We start from the raw sequence: 19,815 nt of genomic DNA, 5'->3' as shown, positions 1-19,815 counted from the left end.
CCTTCTAGTGTTTCTTATTTATGATTAATTAATCTAATCCCTTCCATCTTATCACAATTTTACTGAAATTCCGTCAGATTAGCTTTATCACTATATACCCACTAACCCAAATAAGGCAACAAGGTATGAGAAAACAGACTAAAAACAGCGAAAAAAAGAAGCTAGGGGGTAATCCCCTAACTCCTATTTATTTTCATCATTTTTATCTTCTTCTGTTGTCACTTCTTCTTTTTTCGTGTGAATGTTTACCTTTACTTCATCTGCTTTTTCACTCTTAAAAGAAGTCGTAACCGGACGCTCAGGTAGCGAACCCTCTTCAAATAGGTGCTTAATTTGGGCTGCATCTAAGGTTTCGACATCAAGGAGAGTTTTCGCAATGAGCTCAAGCTTATCACGGTTTTCAGTAAGGATTTGCTTTGCTTTCGCATAGCTGTCCTTAATGAACTGTTGAATCTCCAAGTCAATGTCATAAGCAATCTTATCACTATAATTTTGCTCATTATGAATATCTCTACCAAGGAATACTTGCCCGCCTTGTGGTTGACCGAATTGTAACGGCCCAAGCTTATCACTCATACCGTACTCAGTCACCATCTTACGTGCAATACCTGTAGCACGTTGGAAGTCATTATGTGCTCCGGTACTTACATCACCAAAAATAATTTCTTCCGCTACACGACCTCCAAGAAGTCCTGTAATTTTATCAAGTAGTTCTGGTTTCGTCATAAAGTAACGATCTTCTTTAGGAAGCATCACAGCATAACCACCAGCTTGACCTCTTGGTACAATTGTTACCTTGTGTACCATGTCTGCTTCATCAAGTACCATCCCAATGACTACGTGGCCAGCCTCATGATAAGCAACGATATTACGTTCCTTTTGAGAAACAACTCGGCTCTTTTTAGCAGGACCAGCGATTACACGGTCAGTTGCTTCATCTACATCTTCTGGTTCGATGAATTTTTTATTCTGTCTAGCCGCAACAAGTGCTGCCTCATTTAGTAGATTTTCAAGATCTGCTCCTGAGAATCCTGGAGTACGCATCGCAATTGCCTTTAAATCAATATGCTCGGATAAAGGCTTATTTCTAGCATGTACCTTTAGTACCGCTTCACGACCTTTAACATCTGGACGATCCACTGTAATCTGACGGTCAAAACGACCTGGACGTAATAATGCTGGGTCTAAGATATCTGGACGGTTTGTCGCAGCTACAATGATAATTCCTTCATTTGCACCGAATCCATCCATTTCAACTAGAAGTTGGTTTAAGGTTTGCTCTCTTTCATCATGACCTCCACCTAAACCTGCTCCACGCTGACGACCTACTGCATCAATTTCATCAATAAAGATAATACAAGGGGCATTCTTTTTCGCATTTTCAAATAAATCACGTACACGAGAAGCTCCGACCCCTACAAACATTTCTACGAAATCAGAACCACTAATTGAGAAGAACGGTACTCCTGCTTCTCCCGCTGTGGCTCGAGCTAGTAAGGTTTTACCTGTACCAGGAGGTCCTACTAATAAAATCCCCTTTGGTATACGGGCACCAAGCTCAGCAAATTTCCTTGGATCTTTAAGGAATTCAACCACTTCTACAAGCTCTTGTTTTTCTTCATCCGCTCCTGCTACATCCTTAAAACGGACCTTTTTCTTTTCTTCACTGTAAAGCTTAGCCTTACTCTTACCAAAGTTCATCACTCGGCTTCCTCCGCCTTGTGCTTGGTTCAATAAGAAGAAGAATAAAATAAAGATAATAACAAATGGAATAATTGAAGTGAAGAAGGTTACCCAACCACTTGTTTCTTCAGCAGGTAGCGGTTCAACCACGTTCCCCTGCTCAGCTAGTGCATCAATACGCTCAAGCGCTTGAGGACTATTTGTTACATATGTAAGAAATGTAGTGTCTTCATCATAGGAATTTAATTTACCTCTAATTTCATATACACCACGTTCTGGCTGAATAGAGATTTCCTTAACTTCTCCATTTTCTAGGTGTTCAACAAATTCGTTGTATGTAAGCTGTTCTGTCTGTTGGTTTGTACCATTGAAGAAGCTCACTACGCCAATTACAACTAAGAAAATTAATAAATAAAAGATCGTATTACGGAAGATCCGATTCATCCCTTACCTCCTCCCAAGACAAACAAACTATAGTAAATAGTACCATATGACAATAATAGAATACAAATCATACCATCCTTGTCACCGGTAATGTTTCTTACGCATTTTGATAAACTTCTGGTTTTAACACACCGATATACGGTAAGTTGCGGTAACGCTCTGCGAAGTCTAAACCATAACCGACAACAAATTCGTCAGGCACCTCAAAGCCTACAAAATCTGCAGAGATGGAAGCCTTTCTGCCAGTTGGCTTATCTAAGAGTGTCACTATTTTTATTGATTTTGCTTTGCGATACTTAAAAAGCTCGACTAGATAGCTTAATGTTAACCCGCTATCAATAATATCTTCAATAATAAGGATGTCTCTTCCTTCTACTGATGTATTTAAATCTTTAATGATTTTTACTTCACCAGAAGAAACAGTTGAAGTCCCATAGCTTGAAACATCCATGAAGTCCATCTCTAAGTGAGTCTCCACTCTTTTCAGCAAGTCACCCATGAATGGCATTGCACCCTTTAGAACACCAACCGCTAATGGAAAACGATCTTTGTATTCTTCTGTTAACACTTTACCTAGCTCACTTACTTTTTTTTGAATCTCTTCTTCAGATACTAAAATCTTTTCAATTTCATCGTGCATTTCTGGTCCTCCTAGAAGTTCATTACCTTGAATAGAATAAAACGGTATACGAAGGCTTATTCATTTCCATTGTCTCAAAGCTTGATTTTTTTAAACCTGGCACCCACAAGACGTCTCCTTCTTGATTCTCGATAATTGGCCAAGAATCACGGTCTATGGTTGGAATTTTCTTATCTATAAAAATATCCTTCACTTTCTTTGATCCTTGAGTTCCCTTTAATTGAATTCGATCACCTTGCTGTCGTGTTCGAACAAGTAAAGGAAAAGAAGTAGAAGTTGTATCTAATACAAGCATAGAGTTGCTCGTATTAGCAGGGTATTTTAGATAAGTTTCTGACCATATAGTTCCACCTGTCGGGAGAAACACCTTGTCCTCATTACCCAAAAAATAAGTGTATGTATTTACTGTTTCCTCTTTAAAGGTAAAAATACAGTCATTGTACGAACGTCTAATAGTTAGACCTTTTGGGAAATTCAGAATTCCAGAAGGGTGTTTACTCTTTACTAACGAGATCATTTCTTCAATATGTAAAAAGCTTAAAGAGCTAGGTAAATGAACATAAAGATAGTTTAATATTAGTTGAAGTCCCCTTCTTTGTAAAGGAATAGGCAATTCTAATAAGTGTTTAATGGAGATTTCAACATGCATTTCATTTTGCTTTTTAATAACTCTATTCATTCGTTCGATTGTTAATGCCTCTAAAAAGCTCTCATCCTCAAATTGCCTTTCGCTATATCGCTGAAATAGTACATGTACATTAGGATTTTCTTGCTTTAAAAAAGGGAGTATATGTTTTCGATATCTATTTCTCGTGTAGATATCCTTTTGGTTAGATGGATCAAATCTTGGTTGTAATTGATTACGTTCACAATATGTAAGAACTTCTTCCTTTGTCACAGCTAATAAAGGTCTTATGATATATCCTTTATGGAAAGATCTCTTTGGTTGAATGCCGGCAGCAGCTTTACCTAGTGCCCCTCTTACCAGTCTCATTAAGATGGTTTCTATTTGATCATCACCATGCTGACCAAGCGCTAAAAAATTTGCTTCGTATTTTTCCATTACTTCTTCATAAAATTGATAACGGCATTCTCTCGCTGCCAGTTGACTGGATATACCTTTTTCCTTTTGATAGCTTGCAACATCTACCTGTGTTGTTTCACATGTAATTTGATGTTGATGACAGAACTGTTTTACAAATTCTAACTCCTCTTCCGATTCCTTGCCACGAAACATATGGTCTATATGAGCTGCAATTAGGTTATATCCCTTTTTTGCTCGCTCTACATGCAAGAAATGAAGTAATGCGAGGGAATCAGGTCCACCCGAAACCCCTACAATCACTGTGCTATTCTTCTCTAAAAGCTTATGTTCTTCTATAAACTGTTTTACCTTTAATTCCATATCACTCGATCCAATTCTCTAAAATAGTATATGGCTGTTTTTTGCATCCTTCGCAAAAAGCAACTTTTCTAACCATATCGTATCATTACTAATGGCTCTTTTCTAAATTATATTTAATCTGGAAGTAGAAAAGAGCGCTTATAGTTAGGTCCAAATAACATCCACTAAAGTAGTTGTCCATAAATATAGAATACATAGGCTAATAGAAGAAAAACAAAAATGAAAATAGTTTCAATAAAACCCATTTTACTCTTTTTCTTTTTGGAAGTTTGTCTTTTTTGATGGTTCTTTGGGACGACCTGTTTGACTGGTGGACTCTGTTTCACTTGAGCTCTTTTTTTCTTTTCAACAGGCATTGCCGAACTGGCTCTGCTCATTGCATAGACAACATCTCTCCGCATATCTATAGCCGTTTTATATTTTCCTTCCAATGCATTTAAGAGCACTTCTTCAAACCTTTTTAATGAAGAAGTAGATTGGATGACTCTTTTTAATTGTTGTGGGCCATCTTTCTCTTTTGGAAAACGGTTAGGATGTGCTGTATTAATCATAACCATTGCTACTGCAAATAAATCATAAGTTGGTTCGGCTACTCTTGAGCCCATCCCCCAATAGCCACGATCGAAAAATTCCGTGAACTCCTTTATAGATCTTCCCTGAACAGTGACACCCCCAACATCTAACCAACGAATTTGTGGTGGCGGTCCTGTCACTAATAAATTATCCGGTTTTAAATCCCCAAAGACCCAGCCTGCATCATGAAGTCTATTTAGGTCCATGAGCAGTTGGGAACACAGAATACCCGTCCACTCATCCCCACGATTCGTAATAAAATGAATAAAGTTTTCTCCCTTTAAATATTCCATCACATAAAAAGGAACGGTTATACCGAGTTCTGGTCGATACCAATCGTCCATATCTAGTAAAGAAGGTCCAAGTTTATATTCTTGGACCTTCGAGAAATGCTTGAGGACATTAACTTCAGATGTAATAGACATACTATTATCACTTATCTTTACAGCCACAAGTCCACTTGTACTACTTGCTAAATATACATAACCATTCGCACCATACCCTAGCTCTTTTAATATTCGATAGGACTCTTTATGCCACTTTCCAGTAATGACTGTCCCGGAAGCAGCCTTACATGCCGGATTCTTCGAGGTATTGTTCATCACGGGATATTAGGCTCCTTAATGATCGTTTCTTACCAAAATGTGATAACGCTTCACGAATAGCAGGACCTGTTGGTGTAATTCCACCAGACGTTAGCTTTGGAAATACGGATGTTAAGGTTTCTAGCTTTGGAGTCCAATCTAGTATTTTTTCGACATCTTTCTTTTTTCCAGGAAATACAAAGACAGAAAATCTATTATCACCCATTCTTGCATTTAAACTTAATGATAGATCTAGTAGGGCTTCCTTAACGGTTGGCAACTTGTGCTTCATGCTTGCGCTCGTATCTACTAAAACGAGAACCTCTAATTCAACCGTCTCCCCTAGCTCATCAACGACCTCCATTACTTCTCCTCTTTTCTCAGGAGGTAATTCATCCATGGAGGCATTTGATCCTAGTATTTGTTGAAGTTCTTTATTGACAACTCCTTGTAGAGTTTGTGTCATAGCTTTCCGTGTTACCATTTGAACAGTATGAGATAACTGCTGTGCATAAACAATCTGACTAACCCCTCCGCCAGACATTGCAATTCCTTCTATTTCTTCCATTCCTTTTTCTTCAATTGTATCTTCTTCCATTACCCCTATTACGTTCACCGTAATGCCTTGTTCCTTGGCCAAGGCTGCCATAGCGATAGGATCTTCACCCTGATTGGAGCAACCGTCTGTAATTAATAGAATTTGCTTCAGTGTACCTTTTTTCAAGTTTCATCCCCTCCTTGATCATTTATTACCATGATGGACGGGGATCTACTTTTTTATACGTTTCTATTAATTTTTCTCTTGAAAAACTAGTAAATTATTTATAGGCTCTTTAGCTTTTTGGACTGTTTTTAATGACAACTTTATTTAATGTCTCTCTCCAGATTTTTTGCTACTTTTCATGATGTTAGATATAAGTAACCCGTCGTTCCATTGCGCTGCAGACACAAGATTCCCCGGGGAGAAAGTCGAGCCTCCTCATTGAAAAGCTGAAGTGCCCTGGTTAGCTCCGACAAGCAAATGTTCCTGCATTAAGAAAAGGGTGGTCTTTCCCTTTACTTAATGTAGGGTTATTTGACTCTTCGGAGTTGGGCACTGCAGCTAGACATCGGCTTCGCCTGCGGGGTCTCGACCTTTTCTCTATATCCCGCAGGAGTCAAGTGTCTTCCGCTCCATTCCACTATCTTTATTAGAATGTGTTTGGAAGCAACAAACTTCTAGAAGATAGTCTATTTAATACAGGTCTCAGTGTTTTAGGCTGTAACCGTACCCTTTTTACGGTGTAGAGGGATTGCGGCCCATCTTGGTAGATTTCTTTTTACCTTTGCAACGACAACGGTCATATCATCTTCAATTTGGCCACCTCTTGAGCGAATGACTTCTTCCATAATAACGTCCGCTACTTCTTGTGGATCATCTGTTTTAAGCTCGTTTATCTTTCTCTTCATCCACATATCGTAGTTTTCAACATGCTTTGGACCTTCGAAGATACCATCACTCATCATAATTAGTAGATCACCAGCTTTAAGCTGTTCACTCACTACATCTACCTCAAATTCTTGGATAATCCCCATTGGTAAATTGCTGGCTTCAATCTTGATTACTTTATCGCCTCTCTTGACAAAGCTAGGGGTCGACCCAATTTTAAGGAATTTTGAACTTCCATCTTGTAGATCAATCATAGCTAAATCTAGCGTTGTAAAGATTTCATCTGTGGTACGCAATGCTAGAACAGAGTTTACTGATTTAATGGCTACCTTTTCTTCAATTCCACTTTTTAATATTTTTTGTAACAAAAGTAGAGTTTCGTTGCTTTCCATATGTGCTCTTTCACCATTACCCATACCATCACTTATAGCAATTGCATACTTTCCAGCACCTAACTCAATCGTTGAATAGCTGTCACCAGATACGAACCCACCACCTTTGGCAGCGTTCGCAATTCCTGTTTCAATGACATATGTTTTGGCAGATCCGAAACTAACATGACAATAGCCATTAGGATATGCCGAACATTCTTCACGTTTGACAACAATCGTTTCTTGCATAATATCAGATAATATTGGAGCAATAAGCTTTTCACATTCCCCTCTGCCATTACAATAAGGAATACTCATTTCAATATCGACATTTCCTTGTTCTAAGTTATAAATATCAATATGTCCAATTTCAATTCCAAATTCTTTTAAGCCGTCAAGGATCTGCTCTTCTTGAATGGTGTGGTTTTCGCGTTCACGCTGGATTTCTTTAGCAAAATCCCCCATTACTTGTGAAACTCCTAGCAGTTGGTCTGCAACTAATCGTCTACTATCTTTCACTTGTTTTTTTAGCTTTCGATTTGCTTGATAAAAGGTTAACTCATGTTGAATCGCATCAATCACTTTATTCGACTTCACACAATACTTATCCCATTCCCTTAAGTAATTTACATTTCTAGTCAGTGTTAATTCTTCAGATTCTTGCATAATTTTATGCATGTGCTCATAGGTTGTATTAAAGTTCTTCGACCAGCAAAACTCCTTCTTAAAGCAGGTTTGGCAAGTTTTTTCCGTAACGTTACTTAAGAAGTAATCGATTTCTCTCTCATCATCCGTATCCTCCTGGATGATTCCGTATTGTGAGAAGCTACTTGAAAGAGCTTGAAAGACACTCGAAAACTGTTCTACCCGATTGGCCGTAACATCTCTAATTTTACGCAAGTATTGTTGTTGTTCTGCTGAATGCTCAGCTGTTCCCGGTATAAAACGGGCAATCTTTGAGATCAGAGATTGAGGAGTGACAAGAAAAAGTGCGATGGCTAATAAGGATTCAAACACGGTGTTTAGCAAATAACTTTGCTCTGTTCCATAAAGACCGATTAAGAGTGTACCGATTAGAAGCCCAATGGCCACCCCAAACTTCTTCCCTTCTTTTAGGAGACCTCCTAGTAAACCAGAGAATGCTAGTAGACTCATTTGATATAAGCTTGCAACATTAGCAAGACTCAAAATGAGTCCGGTAACAACACCAACAGTCGAACCTACTGTTGCCCCTGCACATAATGCAAAAATTAATACTAAATAACGTGAGAATATATGTTCAATGGACAAGTCATAAAATGTCCACCCCATCGTTCCTGTTAGAATGGAAGCCAATAAAATGACAAGCGATATCATTTCTTCTGTCTTTAACGCTTGTTTTCTTCGTTTCATGCTGATTAAAGGGATACTTTGTAAGAAAATCATTGTTAGGATAAAACTAAGTCCCGCTTCAACAGCCACCATTGATAAAGAGTACAAGCTAAACTCAATGGTCGTTACAGCTGTAAAAATAAGATTTCCCGCAATAACGGATCCAAACACCATATATGGTAATGCTTTAACAATGGATGAAGTAAACTTATTTACGATTAATCGTACGGTTAGAAACACCAATATGGCCGTCACGACTAATCCTGCTTGTTCGGCACCTACCGTCGTAGCACCAACTATTAACGAGAACATGGCAAGCATTGATTTATCTCGTTTCATGGTAAACACAGCGGCAAAGTAAGGAATTGCAAATGGCATAATTTGCTCTAGAATTAACGCTCTCCCAAGTAGAAATCCTATTACCATCAGAAGTAATCCTTTTTGAAACAATATACTTTCAACTTTGGTTTGCAGCTTGTTCATTCCATGAGCCAAAGAATTTTGCACTCGATCGACCACTGTTACTTGTGCGGCTGCCTCTGTAACATTCCTTCCTGTTTCGTGCATAAATATCTCCCCCAGCGAATATAGTTGATTGTAATTATAACGAAAGGATTTCTAGTATTTTGTCAAAAGAAGAGGACAAGCCTAAGAAATCGTTCGACGATTTTCACTTAAAGAGAACAGATTCTGGGATATTTTTTAAAAATCTAGTATTCTTTTGGACTATAAAATCCGCGCAATACAACAAAAAAACTGTATCTATAATAGATACAGTTTTTTAATGATAGCGGCGGAGGGAGTCGAACCCACGACCTCACGGGTATGAACCGTACGCTCTAGCCAGCTGAGCTACACCGCCATAATAATATTCAAACACAATTGCTATATTACAATCGGTAGACCAAAATGTCAACAACGTTTTGTCGAGAAACAACGAATAGTAAATAATGTCGACGTATAGAAAAGCGGAAGTGCCTCGCTCAGTTCCGACAAGCAAATGTCCCTTCCAGAATAAAAGGTGTTCTGTCCTTTTATCTGGAAGGGTTATTTGACTCGAGGAACTAGGCACTTACGCTAGACCAGAAAAGCGGAAGTGCCTCGTATAGTTCCGACAAGCAAATGTTCCTTGGCGAAGAAAAGGTGCTTTTCCCTTTTATTTGGCAAGGGTTATTTGACTCGAGGAACTAGGCACTTACGCTAGACCAGAAAAGCGGAAGTGCCTCGTTTAGTTCCGACAAGCAAGTTAGCTGGAGCTTAGAAATAAACACTAACATATCAAAAAGATCCTTAAACTTGGTAGATAAAACAGATATTTTGTTAGATAAATGAGTAAAGCTAGTAGATAAAATTTAGATTTCGTTGATATCTATATTCTTTTCGTCGATATCAAACCAGAGAAGCGTAACACCTCCCCTAATCAATCGAATACCCACTATATCCACACACAAATAAAGAGAGCGCCTATTGGCCCTCTCTTTTACACATAGAACAATCTATTTATCATGATGATAGACAGCAATATTATTATCCACGTCTTGCCCCGCGTCCGCCACGCTTAGATTCTGTATGACGTTTTAGGGAAGTTAAACGATCTTCACTATCCTTTAAAAAGCGATTCATTTTTTGTTCGAACGTTTCTTGTTCGCGTTGGTCTCGATAACCTCCACCTTGACGGTTGGAATTACGAGGACGTTGTGAGCTTGGTGGACGTGAAGATGTGTTTGCTTGTGGTGGTCTTTCCTTTGCCTTCTTGATAGAAAGTCCAATCTTTCCGTCCTTCTCTACATTAATGACCTTAACTTCAACTTCATCTCCAACTTTTAAGTGCTCATTAATGTCCTTAACATAGTTATCCGCTACTTCACTAATATGAACTAGCCCAGTTGAACCTCCTGGCAGCTCCACAAATGCTCCGAAGTTCGTAATCCCTGTTACCTTACCTTGTAACTTGCTGCCTACTTCAATTGACATAAAAAAATTGCTCCTCCTTAGATTAAATCAAAAATCAAATTGCTTTTATTATACCTAATTAGAATTTGTAGTGTCAATAAGACGTCTCTTCCTCAGGTATTGAGAAGATAATTTCATGGTCTTCTGATAAGAAATAATCACGTCTAGCTATCTTTGCGATATATTCATCATCATTGAGTTTGACAATCTCATCTTCTAATTTCACTTGCTTGTCTTGCATATCTTGGAGTTCAGCCTTCAACTGATCTCTCTCTTCTAATTTATTTTCATATGTTGCAATTTGTGAAAGAAAAGTTGATATCATAATATAGGATAAAATTCCCACAATAATACCAAATGCAGTTAATCGCCTAATTAGACCACGACGTCGATGTAAAACGAGCTTTTCTCGTTGCTCTACAATTTTATAATAGTCTGACTGGATTTTTTTGATTTTGTCATTGCTAAATGAATCCATGCTCGTTTTAGAAACCTCCTAACTGCGTAATTTATTCCACAATTTTTGCCATATCACTTTCAAATTCTTTATTTTTTTGAAAATTCCTGCCACTTTAAAGAAAAAGATTTTAATCTTTTTAGGAGTGAGCTTCCATAATAGGATTCCAACCCACTTTATTGGAGTATATATGACTTTGAGTATAGACATAGTTATGACGAGTAATAACTTCCATACCCCAATTAAAAAAACAAGTAGCAACTGGATTATATAGCGAATTGGATTAATTATCAAGACAGTTACGAGCTTTGCGAAAAATTTATATGTGTTAACAACAAGCAAAATCACTTGTTCTAAAAATCGTTTGTATAAGGATTGGAATAAACTTTGATAGGCGGCAAATCCACATAATAACGCTAGGAACACATAAAAGCGAAGTTCCCCTTCATTTACGACCAATAACGTATAAAATATGATGAGGCCTTGTACCACCCAGAAGATAATATCGTTTATAAATACAACCCAATTTGCACGTTCTGGCCGCTTTAAAAAGCGACCATACGTGTCTAACGCTGCTCCTACCCAACTTCCCATTCCAAACATGGCAAGCATGGTATAAAACTGAACAGTGAGGCTCATCGGAATAACTTGCTAAAGAGTCCTTTAGCCTTCTCCCCGTGCTGCTCATCTAGATAGATAATATCGAAAATTCTTCCTTTGATGGACACGATTCCTTTATCAACATCCAGATTTTTCATTTGTAATCCTTGACCCCTGATGGCCAAAATCCCCATGACCGTTTCTAACAAGAACTCTTCATTATCAAAGCTTTCTACTTGCTTTACTCCTGTAATGTCTAACAAGCGTCTTCCTCTCATGATGACATCATGTTCTGGCGTATTCGTTTTGTTTTGTGTGCCCATATCATAGTATTGACTCATGGATTCATCCCCCACTAATAAATGACTTTGTAGTCATTATATGAGCCAATCCTAAATTTAGAACAAGCTCTCTAGGAGAGAGCATCATCCGTTGAAATTTTTTCTTCCTTTTCGACTGTATAGAGCTGTGCGGCAAGTTCTTTCTTGGTTGTTTCCTGGATTGAATCAACCTTAATGGTGACAAGCTTCTGACCGAAACGAATGGTTAAGGTATCGCCAACCTTCACGTTGGAGCTAGCTTTTGCTTCTACTCCGTTAATAGTAATACGCCCTTGATCCGCTACTTCTTTCGCCAAGGTTCTTCTCTTAATTAAACGAGATACTTTTAAAAATTTATCTAGTCGCACACAATTCCCCTACTTTCTATTCAAGTTCCTTTGCTTCTTCCCAGATTTGGTCTAGTTCTTCAAGTGACATCTCTTCCATTTTTAACTTTCTTACTTTGACTTGCTGTTCGATATATTGAAACCGTTTCTTAAACTTCCTATTCGTTTGCAGAATGGCGAGCTCTGGGTCAATTTTATAAAACCTAGCTAGGTTTACTAGTGCAAACAAAATATCTCCAAACTCCTTTAACGCCTGTTCACTTGTAGGATCCTGTCTTATCTCAATTTTAAATTCTTCTAGTTCCTCATTAATCTTCTCCCAAATTGGAGCGACTTCCTTCCAATCAAACCCTACTTTTGCTGCTTTTTTTTGAATTTCCTTGGCAGCTAATAGTCCTGGTAGACTTTTAGGAATTTGATCAAGCAAAGATTCTTCTCGAACTCTTTGATTTTCCTCGTACTTCATTTCGTCCCAAAGCTTCGTTACATCTTCTGCATTCTCTGCCACTTGGTTCCCGAATACATGAGGGTGCCTTCTTATCATCTTATCTGTAACACCCTTGATGACATCTTGAATAGTAAACCAACCTTCATCCTCACCAATTTGAGCATGAAGCATGACTTGTAAAAGTACATCGCCTAATTCTTCTACAAGGTGATCATCATCCTCTTCATCGATAGCCTCTAGTACTTCATATGTTTCTTCCAATAAGAACGGTTTTAAGCTTTTATGTGTTTGCTCTTGATCCCATGGACATCCATCCGGGCCTCTTAAAGCAGCTATCACCGATCGCAGGGAGTTAAACTCCTGATATAGCAGGGTTTGATCTTTAACGGGTGGTATGTAGACAGTTGTTAGATTATTTATATTCATCCCATGATCTAACTCATACAAAGGTACCTTTTTCACATCCTGAGTAGACGTGCCTGCAGCTGTTACAATATAAACCTCAAAATCATCTGGTAGACGTTCCATTAATCCAAGCTTCACATCAGATGCGACAAATTGATCATATACCTGACAAATGAGCATGTGCTGGGAAAGCTCTAATTGGGATACTCGAAAATCAGTCCCATCCACAAGCTGAAAACCTTCTATCGGATCAATCTCAAGAGCTGTAAACATCGGATCAAGAAAGCTACTGCCACCCTCAATAATAACTTGATAACCTTCTTTACGCTTCTCTAGTAATAGTTCAATTGTTTTCTCTGCTACTAACGGGTGTCCTGGTACAGCATAGAAGATGTCCTCTACTTTTGCTTTTTCACAAATCGTGTCGACGATTTCTTGATATACGTGATGGAACTGATCATGTTTTTCATAGACATAATCAAACCCAGTAATGCTAACACCCTCTTTTTCTAGCTCAATAATAATAGGATGCTCTTTCGTTCTTACATATAATTGGGGGCACTGCTTAATCCTTTTATACATCTTCATTGTAAGTTGGTCCAGTTCACCTGCCCCTAACCCCAACACATAAATGGTCGAATGTGACATATTCCTTCCTCCTCTCACTCTTTACTAATCGTTTTAAGTATTACTTATTTTTTCACCCATTTTTGAATGACCGGCCACTCTACTAACTCTTCCTTACTAAAAATTCTTAAGAAGTACAATACAACTATGAAAACGATTCCTCCGATAATTACGCTTGATAAAGAGAAAATGGTACTTGATATTCTGTTACTTGCCAAATAGGAAAAGAACAACCATTCATAACCTTTAATTAAGCTAACCATGATTATTCCCGCTATACAAGCCTTCACAAAAGCGTAAAACTGAATAATAGATTGATTCTGTATCGCACGGTATAGAAACAGTCCTGTCACTCCAGCAACGACACCGACAGATAAAACTGTAGAAATGGCTGCACCGAGTGATCCGTATAAAGGTATAAGCAAGCTATTAAAAAGCCATTTCATGATGACTCCGGCAATAACAGCCCAAGCAGATTGACTAACGTACCCTAAACCTTGAAGAATGGCTAAGCCTGTTAGACTAATTGATGTTAGTAGAATAGATATACTTAAAACTGAAAGGATGAATGAACCATCCATATTTCTAAATAACATCTTGTTTGTATGTTCCATAATAGCAATTAAACCGAATGTCGCCCCTGCGCCGACAATTATACTTATTTTAACTGCCATCCTTGAATGCTTCACAATCAATGTTGATTGATTATTAGTTTGGGCTTTTGCGATCATTGGTACAAGTGATAAAGAAAGCGAAGTGGATAAGACCACACCAAGCTGTAATAACGGCTGTCCTCGGTCAAATATACCTTTCATTACTTTTGCTTCCTCAGCACTACTTCCTGAAATGAGCAGACCATTATATAAAGTGAGTGAATCCACCAACTGCATTAGCACAAGGGTAAGACCGGTAATACAAATAGCCACGCTATTTAGCAAGAGGAGTTTAAAAGGGAAGGTTTTTATATTGTTTAAGGTAAAGATACCTTTATACTCTTGAAAAAAATGACCTCCCGTAATTCTTTTTTTAAATAGTAGTAAAATCGCAACGGCTGCAAACCCACCAGTAAGAGAACCCAATACTGCACCTGCTCCGACTTCATATAAAGTAAAATCGCTTTTAACAAGAATATAGGCAAGTATTAGAATGGTCCCTACTCTAATTAATTGCTCAGCGATTTGGGATAACGCAGTGGGTAGCATGTTTTCATGACCCTGAAAATAGCCACGCAGAACAGAAATAAAAGGGACTAACAAAAATGTAAATGCCACCAACTCAATAGGTAGATGTAAGTAAGGATCTCCCATGATGTTCGCAAGCTGTGAAGAAAACTGAAATAATACGAAAAAGATGATAAAACCAATGATAAATAAAGAACAAAAGCTAATGACAATAATTGCTTGGCTAGTCAGTGTACTTTTTTCCTTTTTTTCTGATAGTAACTTAGAGATTACAACAGGGAACCCGTATAGAGAAAGGGCAAGAGCAATTCCGTAAAAAGGATAGACCTGCTGGTAGATATAAAATCCAATATCTCCGACGATATTCTGAAAAGGTACACGGTATATAGCACTCAGCACTTTTGACACTAATCCAGCTAATGTAAGGAGCATTGCTCCATGCCAAAATGTTTGTTTATGTGATGTAAGCACGTTCACGGCATGTTTCCTTTCACCAATAGTTGCGGATGTATTATAACATAAACTGGAATAAAGTCCATTTTTAGACGTCAACCATAAAAAGCAGATAAAAATAATAGGACAGCCATTTAGCTGCCCCATTGTTCATTTACTTTTTATTGTTCCATTTGTCTTGCTAAAAATCCTGCTGCTGTTTCAACAGCCTTTTGCTCAACTTCTCCAAGAGTTCCCTCTTTGGAAAGAATGACTACAGCTCCAATTGGATCACCGTTTGCCACGATTGGTCCAATTGTATAAGAAGAGATGGTTTCTTCTACTCCTTCTAAAATGCCTATTTGCTTTTCAGACGTTTCCAGAATAGACCCACGATCTTCCATAACTTTTTCAATATGTTCATTGATGTTTTTATTTAAGTATTCTTTTTTAGAACCACCTGCAACCGCAATAAAAGTATCTCGGTCACAGATTAATACAGTATGTCCTAAGCTATCATATAATGCATCTGCATATTCTCTTGCAAAATCACCTAACTCACTAATCGGTGAATACTTCTTTAAAATCACTTCACCATCGCGGTCTACAAAAATTTCAAGTGGGTCCCCTTCACGAATTCGGAGTGTTCTTCTGATTTCTTTAGGAATTACCACACGTCCTAAATCATCAATTCGACGAACTATACCTGTTGCTTTCATCTTAAGATGCCTCACTTTCATTTGATGAATAGTTATTCTTGGTGATCTGGTGGATTTAAGTTATTTTACCATCTTTGTATAAATCACCTTTTGTTGAGATTAGTATCCTTCAGATGAAAAGTTATATACACAACCTTGAAAAAAATCATTAGTTGGAATAAGTTACTAAACTGACTTATTTCTGTACTAATTGAGTTTCATTTCCTAATAGCCTTGGAACCTCTGTTAATAACTGTTTAGCCATTTCCAACCACTGTTCCGCTGGTACTTTTTTCGTCGGTATCGTTAGTTTGATTCTATTGTTCTCTAGTCCAAGATTAATGGTAGAAGATATTTTATTTGCCGTCAAAAAGAGTTCTTCACCCTTTATCTTATTTGTTACGTCTTCGGTCATAAGCATGATAAGCTCTTGCTTGACTTGTTTGATGGTTTCAACTTTTGCCTGTGTTGCTAAAAGTTTTAACTCTGTCACTTTAAGCAAATAATCAACCTCGAGCGGATAATCTCCAAAACGGTCCATTAATTCCTCTTGAAGTTCTAACAAGTCGTCCGGAGTCGAAACCCCTTTGAACCGCTTATAGATTTCGATTTTTTGTTTTCCATCCTTGATGTACTCTTCTGGTAGATAGGCATCTAGGTCAACATCGATTTCTACTGCTATCTCTTTTTGTTCAGAACTTAACCCTTTTCTTGCTTCAACAGCATCTTTAAGCATTTGAGAGTATAGATCAAACCCTACCGAATCGATAAAACCATGTTGTTGTGCTCCTAATAAATTACCCGCTCCACGAATAGACAGATCTCTCATCGCTATCTTGAATCCAGATCCTAGTTCTGTAAATTCTTTAATAGATTGAAGTCGCTTTTCCGCTACTTCTGTTAAAACCTTATCTCGTTTATACGTAAAATAAGCATAGGCAATACGGTTGGAACGTCCAACCCTTCCACGTAACTGATATAACTGAGATAAGCCCATTTTATCTGCATCATGAACAATTAACGTATTAACATTCGGAATATCTACACCTGTTTCAATAATGGTGGTACTTACAAGTACATCTGCCTCACCCTCTAAAAATGAGAGCATGACCGATTCAAGCTCATTTTCATTCATTTTCCCATGAGCGTAGATGACTTTAGCATCCGGAACTAACATAGATAACTCATCCGCTTTGCGTTCAATGTCCTCCACGCGGTTGTAAAGAAAGTACACCTGCCCACCTCTTGCCAGTTCCCGTTCAATTGCCTCTCGTACTAAGGCACCATTATACTCCATCACATACGTCTGAACCGGGAAACGGTTTTCTGGAGGTGTTTCAATAACAGATAAGTCACGTACACCTAGCATAGACATATGTAGTGTTCTTGGAATCGGAGTTGCTGTTAAGGTTAGGACATCGATATTGGCCTTAAATTGTTTAATTTTTTCTTTGTGGGTTACTCCAAAACGCTGCTCTTCATCTATGATTAATAAACCTAAATCCTTATACTGAATATCTTTAGATAATAATCTATGTGTCCCCACCACAATATCAACTGTTCCTTGTTTAATACCTTTTATCGTTTCACTTTGTTGTTTTCTCGTTTTAAAACGACTAAGAAGCCCAATTCCTATTGGATAATCCTGAAAACGTTCTTTTATCGTCTCGTAATGTTGCTGGGCAAGGATTGTCGTCGGGACAAGAAATGCAACTTGTTTTCCGTCCATAATAGCTTTGAAAGCAGCTCTAATGGCTACCTCGGTCTTTCCATACCCAACATCCCCACAAAGGAGACGATCCATTGGACGTTCTCGTTCCATATCTTGCTTAATTTCTTCAATAGAGCGCAATTGATCATCCGTTTCTTGATAAGGAAATGAGGTTTCGAATTCTCTCTGCTCGGCTCCATCTTGTGAAAAGGAGTACCCCTTACTTGCCTCTCGCTCAGCATAAAGTTTAATTAAATCATCAGCAATATCTTGTACCGATGACTCAACTTTACTTTTTACTTTCTTCCAATCCGTACCACCTAGCTTATAAACCTTTGGTTCTTTTCCTTCTGAACCAACATACTTTTGCACCTGGTCAATTTGGTCAATAGGGACATAAAGCTTATCGTTACCCTGATATTTAATATGAATATAATCTTTATGAATACCATTAATCTCAAGTGTCTCAATACCTAAGTACTTCCCGATACCATGATTAATATGAACAACATAATCTCCGACTTTTAGTTCCGAATAGTTCTTTATTCTTTCTGCATTTGATAGCTTTTGTTTCCGCTGTGAACGCTTTGGTGCCTGCTTTTTAAATAACTCTTCCTCCGTAATAACAGCAAGCTTCTGCATGGGAAACTCAAAACCGTCATTAAGGCTGCCTTGGATAATTTGGACTCTTCCACGTACCATTGAATCGTTTTTACCAATTGTAACGCCTTCAATATCATAGTCAGCTAGAACTCGGTCGAGTTTCTTCACTCTTTCCTCAGTTGCCCCAAGGAATACTATTGCATATTGGGATTTCTTCCATCGATCAATTTCATTTTTTAGTACATTAATCTGTCCATGAAAAGATTGCATTGCTTTGCATGACATATTGACAATATTCTGCGGATTCGTATGTGGTACATGACGTAAAAATAAGGACATGTACAAAATGTTTTGCTTTGATTGATGCAATAAAGGAAAAAAGGAGTGAGAGAGATCTAAGTCATGGATAATTTCCCCTTCCGCTAACAGGGAAGTCGTCCATTCTAACTCTTCCTTTTCTAACGTCTCTGACATTTCTTGCACTCGGCTAATTTCATCTACAATAATGACACCATTGTCAGGTAGGTAATCTAGTAAACTAGCAGGAGTATCATAGAATATGGATAAGTACTTAAACATTTGTTGAAGTACTTGGCCGTTCCTAATGGAGTCAACTTCTCTAGTGATGTTCTCTACAAATAGCTTTTTAAGCTTATCATCTTTCAATTTTTTAAGTGATTTTGCTAGACCTTCTTCTAGTTTAGCTGCCCCCTTTAACAGTTCCTTTTCCTCAAAGAGGTACTCAGTTGCTGGTCCAAAGGCAAAAGAATCAAGCTTATCCTTAGAACGCTGATCTTCCACATCAAATGTCCGAATTGAGTCTACTTCCGTATCAAAAAGCTCAATTCTAACAGGTAACTCCTCTGTTAGAGGATAGATGTCAATTATTCCTCCACGAACACTAAATTCTCCGGGAGTTGATACCATGGAGTTTCTTTCATACCCTAGTTTAACAAGATCCAGTAGGAAGTCATCAATTGATAGATCGTCTCCTACTTGAATAACCTTTTGAGAGGCTTTCCATTTCTCCTTTGTAGGGAGAAGCCTTCTTAAACCTGCAACAGGTACAACAATAATTCCTTTTGGCTCCTGACTCCAATGGTTTAATACTTCTATTCTTTGGCTCTTAAGCTCTGGGCTTGCAATTCCAATTTCTGATGCAATTAACTCATTCACTGGATACAGGAATACTTCTTGCTCCGGGTTTAACTCAACCAGATCATCATAAAGTTTCTGAGCTTGAAACAAGTTATGGGTGACAACAATTTGTGGCTTCTGTAGAGTTGAGTAGATTGAGGACATAAGTACCGTTCTGGCTGATCCAGACAGTCCTGCGACAAGCTGCTCTTTTAACCTTCCATCAATACCGTTTATTATTGTCGATACATCTTCACTATTTTTGAATATTTCTTGTAAACCTATCAAAAGTAGTCCTCCTCTCCAACAGGTTAAATGTTTGGTTCATATTGTTGACTTCCCCTAATATAAACTAATTTTCTAGTAATGTATAAGTTCGTCTAAAACAAGATGAAA

At 38.0% G+C, this 19,815-nt stretch carries 15 protein-coding genes and 1 tRNA gene; all 16 read right to left on the bottom strand.

The window, feature by feature from the left end:
* Positions 1–183: 183 nt before the first annotated feature.
* The 16 genes from ftsH to mfd all read right to left on the bottom strand — a co-directional run bounded on the left by ftsH (position 184) and on the right by mfd (position 19,707).
* Complete coding sequence (gene ftsH, locus LT143_RS19370) at positions 184–2,127, bottom strand: ATP-dependent zinc metalloprotease FtsH (RefSeq protein ID WP_246946051.1); 1,944 nt, start codon at positions 2,125–2,127, stop codon at positions 184–186.
* A gap of 97 nt (positions 2,128–2,224) precedes the next feature.
* A complete protein-coding gene (gene hpt / locus LT143_RS19365; protein ID WP_246946050.1) occupies positions 2,225–2,767 on the bottom strand; it encodes a hypoxanthine phosphoribosyltransferase in 543 nt (180 codons plus the stop codon).
* A 22-nt stretch (positions 2,768–2,789) separates the two neighbouring features.
* On the bottom strand, positions 2,790–4,172 hold the full coding sequence (tilS, locus tag LT143_RS19360; RefSeq protein ID WP_246946049.1) for a tRNA lysidine(34) synthetase TilS: 1,383 nt from the start codon (positions 4,170–4,172) through the stop codon (positions 2,790–2,792).
* Positions 4,173–4,336: 164 nt separating this feature from the next.
* A complete protein-coding gene (locus LT143_RS19355) occupies positions 4,337–5,347 on the bottom strand; it encodes a protein kinase domain-containing protein (protein WP_246946064.1) in 1,011 nt (336 codons plus the stop codon).
* Positions 5,316–6,053 (bottom strand): vWA domain-containing protein, encoded by a 738-nt coding sequence (locus LT143_RS19350; protein ID WP_246946048.1) that lies wholly within the window; start codon positions 6,051–6,053, stop codon positions 5,316–5,318. The genes LT143_RS19355 and LT143_RS19350 overlap by 32 nt, the downstream gene beginning before the upstream one ends.
* A gap of 530 nt (positions 6,054–6,583) precedes the next feature.
* Complete coding sequence (spoIIE, locus tag LT143_RS19345) at positions 6,584–9,067, bottom strand: stage II sporulation protein E (protein WP_246946047.1); 2,484 nt, start codon at positions 9,065–9,067, stop codon at positions 6,584–6,586.
* Between the two features lie 221 nt (positions 9,068–9,288).
* A tRNA-Met gene (locus tag LT143_RS19340) sits at positions 9,289–9,362 on the bottom strand.
* Between the two features lie 665 nt (positions 9,363–10,027).
* Positions 10,028–10,474 (bottom strand): S1 domain-containing RNA-binding protein, encoded by a 447-nt coding sequence (locus LT143_RS19335; RefSeq protein ID WP_246946046.1) that lies wholly within the window; start codon positions 10,472–10,474, stop codon positions 10,028–10,030.
* A gap of 73 nt (positions 10,475–10,547) precedes the next feature.
* Positions 10,548–10,931: an FtsB family cell division protein gene (locus tag LT143_RS19330; RefSeq protein WP_246946045.1), complete on the bottom strand. Its 384-nt coding sequence runs from the start codon at positions 10,929–10,931 to the stop codon at positions 10,548–10,550.
* An 18-nt stretch (positions 10,932–10,949) separates the two neighbouring features.
* A complete protein-coding gene (yabQ, locus tag LT143_RS19325) occupies positions 10,950–11,549 on the bottom strand; it encodes a spore cortex biosynthesis protein YabQ (protein WP_246946044.1) in 600 nt (199 codons plus the stop codon).
* On the bottom strand, positions 11,546–11,851 hold the full coding sequence (yabP, locus tag LT143_RS19320; protein ID WP_246946043.1) for a sporulation protein YabP: 306 nt from the start codon (positions 11,849–11,851) through the stop codon (positions 11,546–11,548). Before yabP ends, yabQ begins: the two co-directional genes overlap by 4 nt.
* Positions 11,852–11,922: 71 nt before the next feature.
* On the bottom strand, positions 11,923–12,198 hold the full coding sequence (locus LT143_RS19315; protein WP_246946042.1) for an RNA-binding S4 domain-containing protein: 276 nt from the start codon (positions 12,196–12,198) through the stop codon (positions 11,923–11,925).
* 16 nt (positions 12,199–12,214) lie between these two features.
* On the bottom strand, positions 12,215–13,678 hold the full coding sequence (gene yabN / locus LT143_RS19310) for a bifunctional methyltransferase/pyrophosphohydrolase YabN (protein WP_246946041.1): 1,464 nt from the start codon (positions 13,676–13,678) through the stop codon (positions 12,215–12,217).
* Between the two features lie 44 nt (positions 13,679–13,722).
* A complete protein-coding gene (locus tag LT143_RS19305; RefSeq protein ID WP_246946039.1) occupies positions 13,723–15,315 on the bottom strand; it encodes a putative polysaccharide biosynthesis protein in 1,593 nt (530 codons plus the stop codon).
* A 137-nt stretch (positions 15,316–15,452) separates the two neighbouring features.
* Complete coding sequence (gene spoVT / locus LT143_RS19300) at positions 15,453–15,989, bottom strand: stage V sporulation protein T (RefSeq protein ID WP_246946037.1); 537 nt, start codon at positions 15,987–15,989, stop codon at positions 15,453–15,455.
* Between the two features lie 175 nt (positions 15,990–16,164).
* Positions 16,165–19,707: a transcription-repair coupling factor gene (gene mfd, locus LT143_RS19295; protein ID WP_246946035.1), complete on the bottom strand. Its 3,543-nt coding sequence runs from the start codon at positions 19,705–19,707 to the stop codon at positions 16,165–16,167.
* Positions 19,708–19,815 lie beyond the last annotated feature (108 nt).

The sequence above is a fragment of the Bacillus pinisoli genome (assembly GCF_023036475.1).
Taxonomy (GTDB): Bacteria; Bacillota; Bacilli; order Bacillales; family SA4; genus Bacillus_BS; species Bacillus_BS pinisoli.
This window is presented reverse-complemented; position numbering and strand designations above follow the sequence as displayed.

Bases quoted from the DNA above. Each gene is read 5' to 3' on its own strand.
- yabP (WP_246946043.1), bottom strand. From the start codon at position 11,851: ATGAGTCAATACTATGATATGGGCACACAAAACAAAACGAATACGCCA.
- spoVT (WP_246946037.1), bottom strand. From the start codon at position 15,989: ATGAAAGCAACAGGTATAGTTCGTCGAATTGATGATTTAGGACGTGTG.
- ftsH (WP_246946051.1), bottom strand. From the start codon at position 2,127: ATGAATCGGATCTTCCGTAATACGATCTTTTATTTATTAATTTTCTTA.
- LT143_RS19335 (WP_246946046.1), bottom strand. From the start codon at position 10,474: ATGTCAATTGAAGTAGGCAGCAAGTTACAAGGTAAGGTAACAGGGATT.
- LT143_RS19355 (WP_246946064.1), bottom strand. From the start codon at position 5,347: ATGAACAATACCTCGAAGAATCCGGCATGTAAGGCTGCTTCCGGGACA.
- tilS (WP_246946049.1), bottom strand. From the start codon at position 4,172: ATGGAATTAAAGGTAAAACAGTTTATAGAAGAACATAAGCTTTTAGAG.
- yabN (WP_246946041.1), bottom strand. From the start codon at position 13,678: ATGTCACATTCGACCATTTATGTGTTGGGGTTAGGGGCAGGTGAACTG.
- hpt (WP_246946050.1), bottom strand. From the start codon at position 2,767: ATGCACGATGAAATTGAAAAGATTTTAGTATCTGAAGAAGAGATTCAA.
- LT143_RS19330 (WP_246946045.1), bottom strand. From the start codon at position 10,931: ATGGATTCATTTAGCAATGACAAAATCAAAAAAATCCAGTCAGACTAT.
- spoIIE (WP_246946047.1), bottom strand. From the start codon at position 9,067: ATGCACGAAACAGGAAGGAATGTTACAGAGGCAGCCGCACAAGTAACA.
- yabQ (WP_246946044.1), bottom strand. From the start codon at position 11,549: ATGAGCCTCACTGTTCAGTTTTATACCATGCTTGCCATGTTTGGAATG.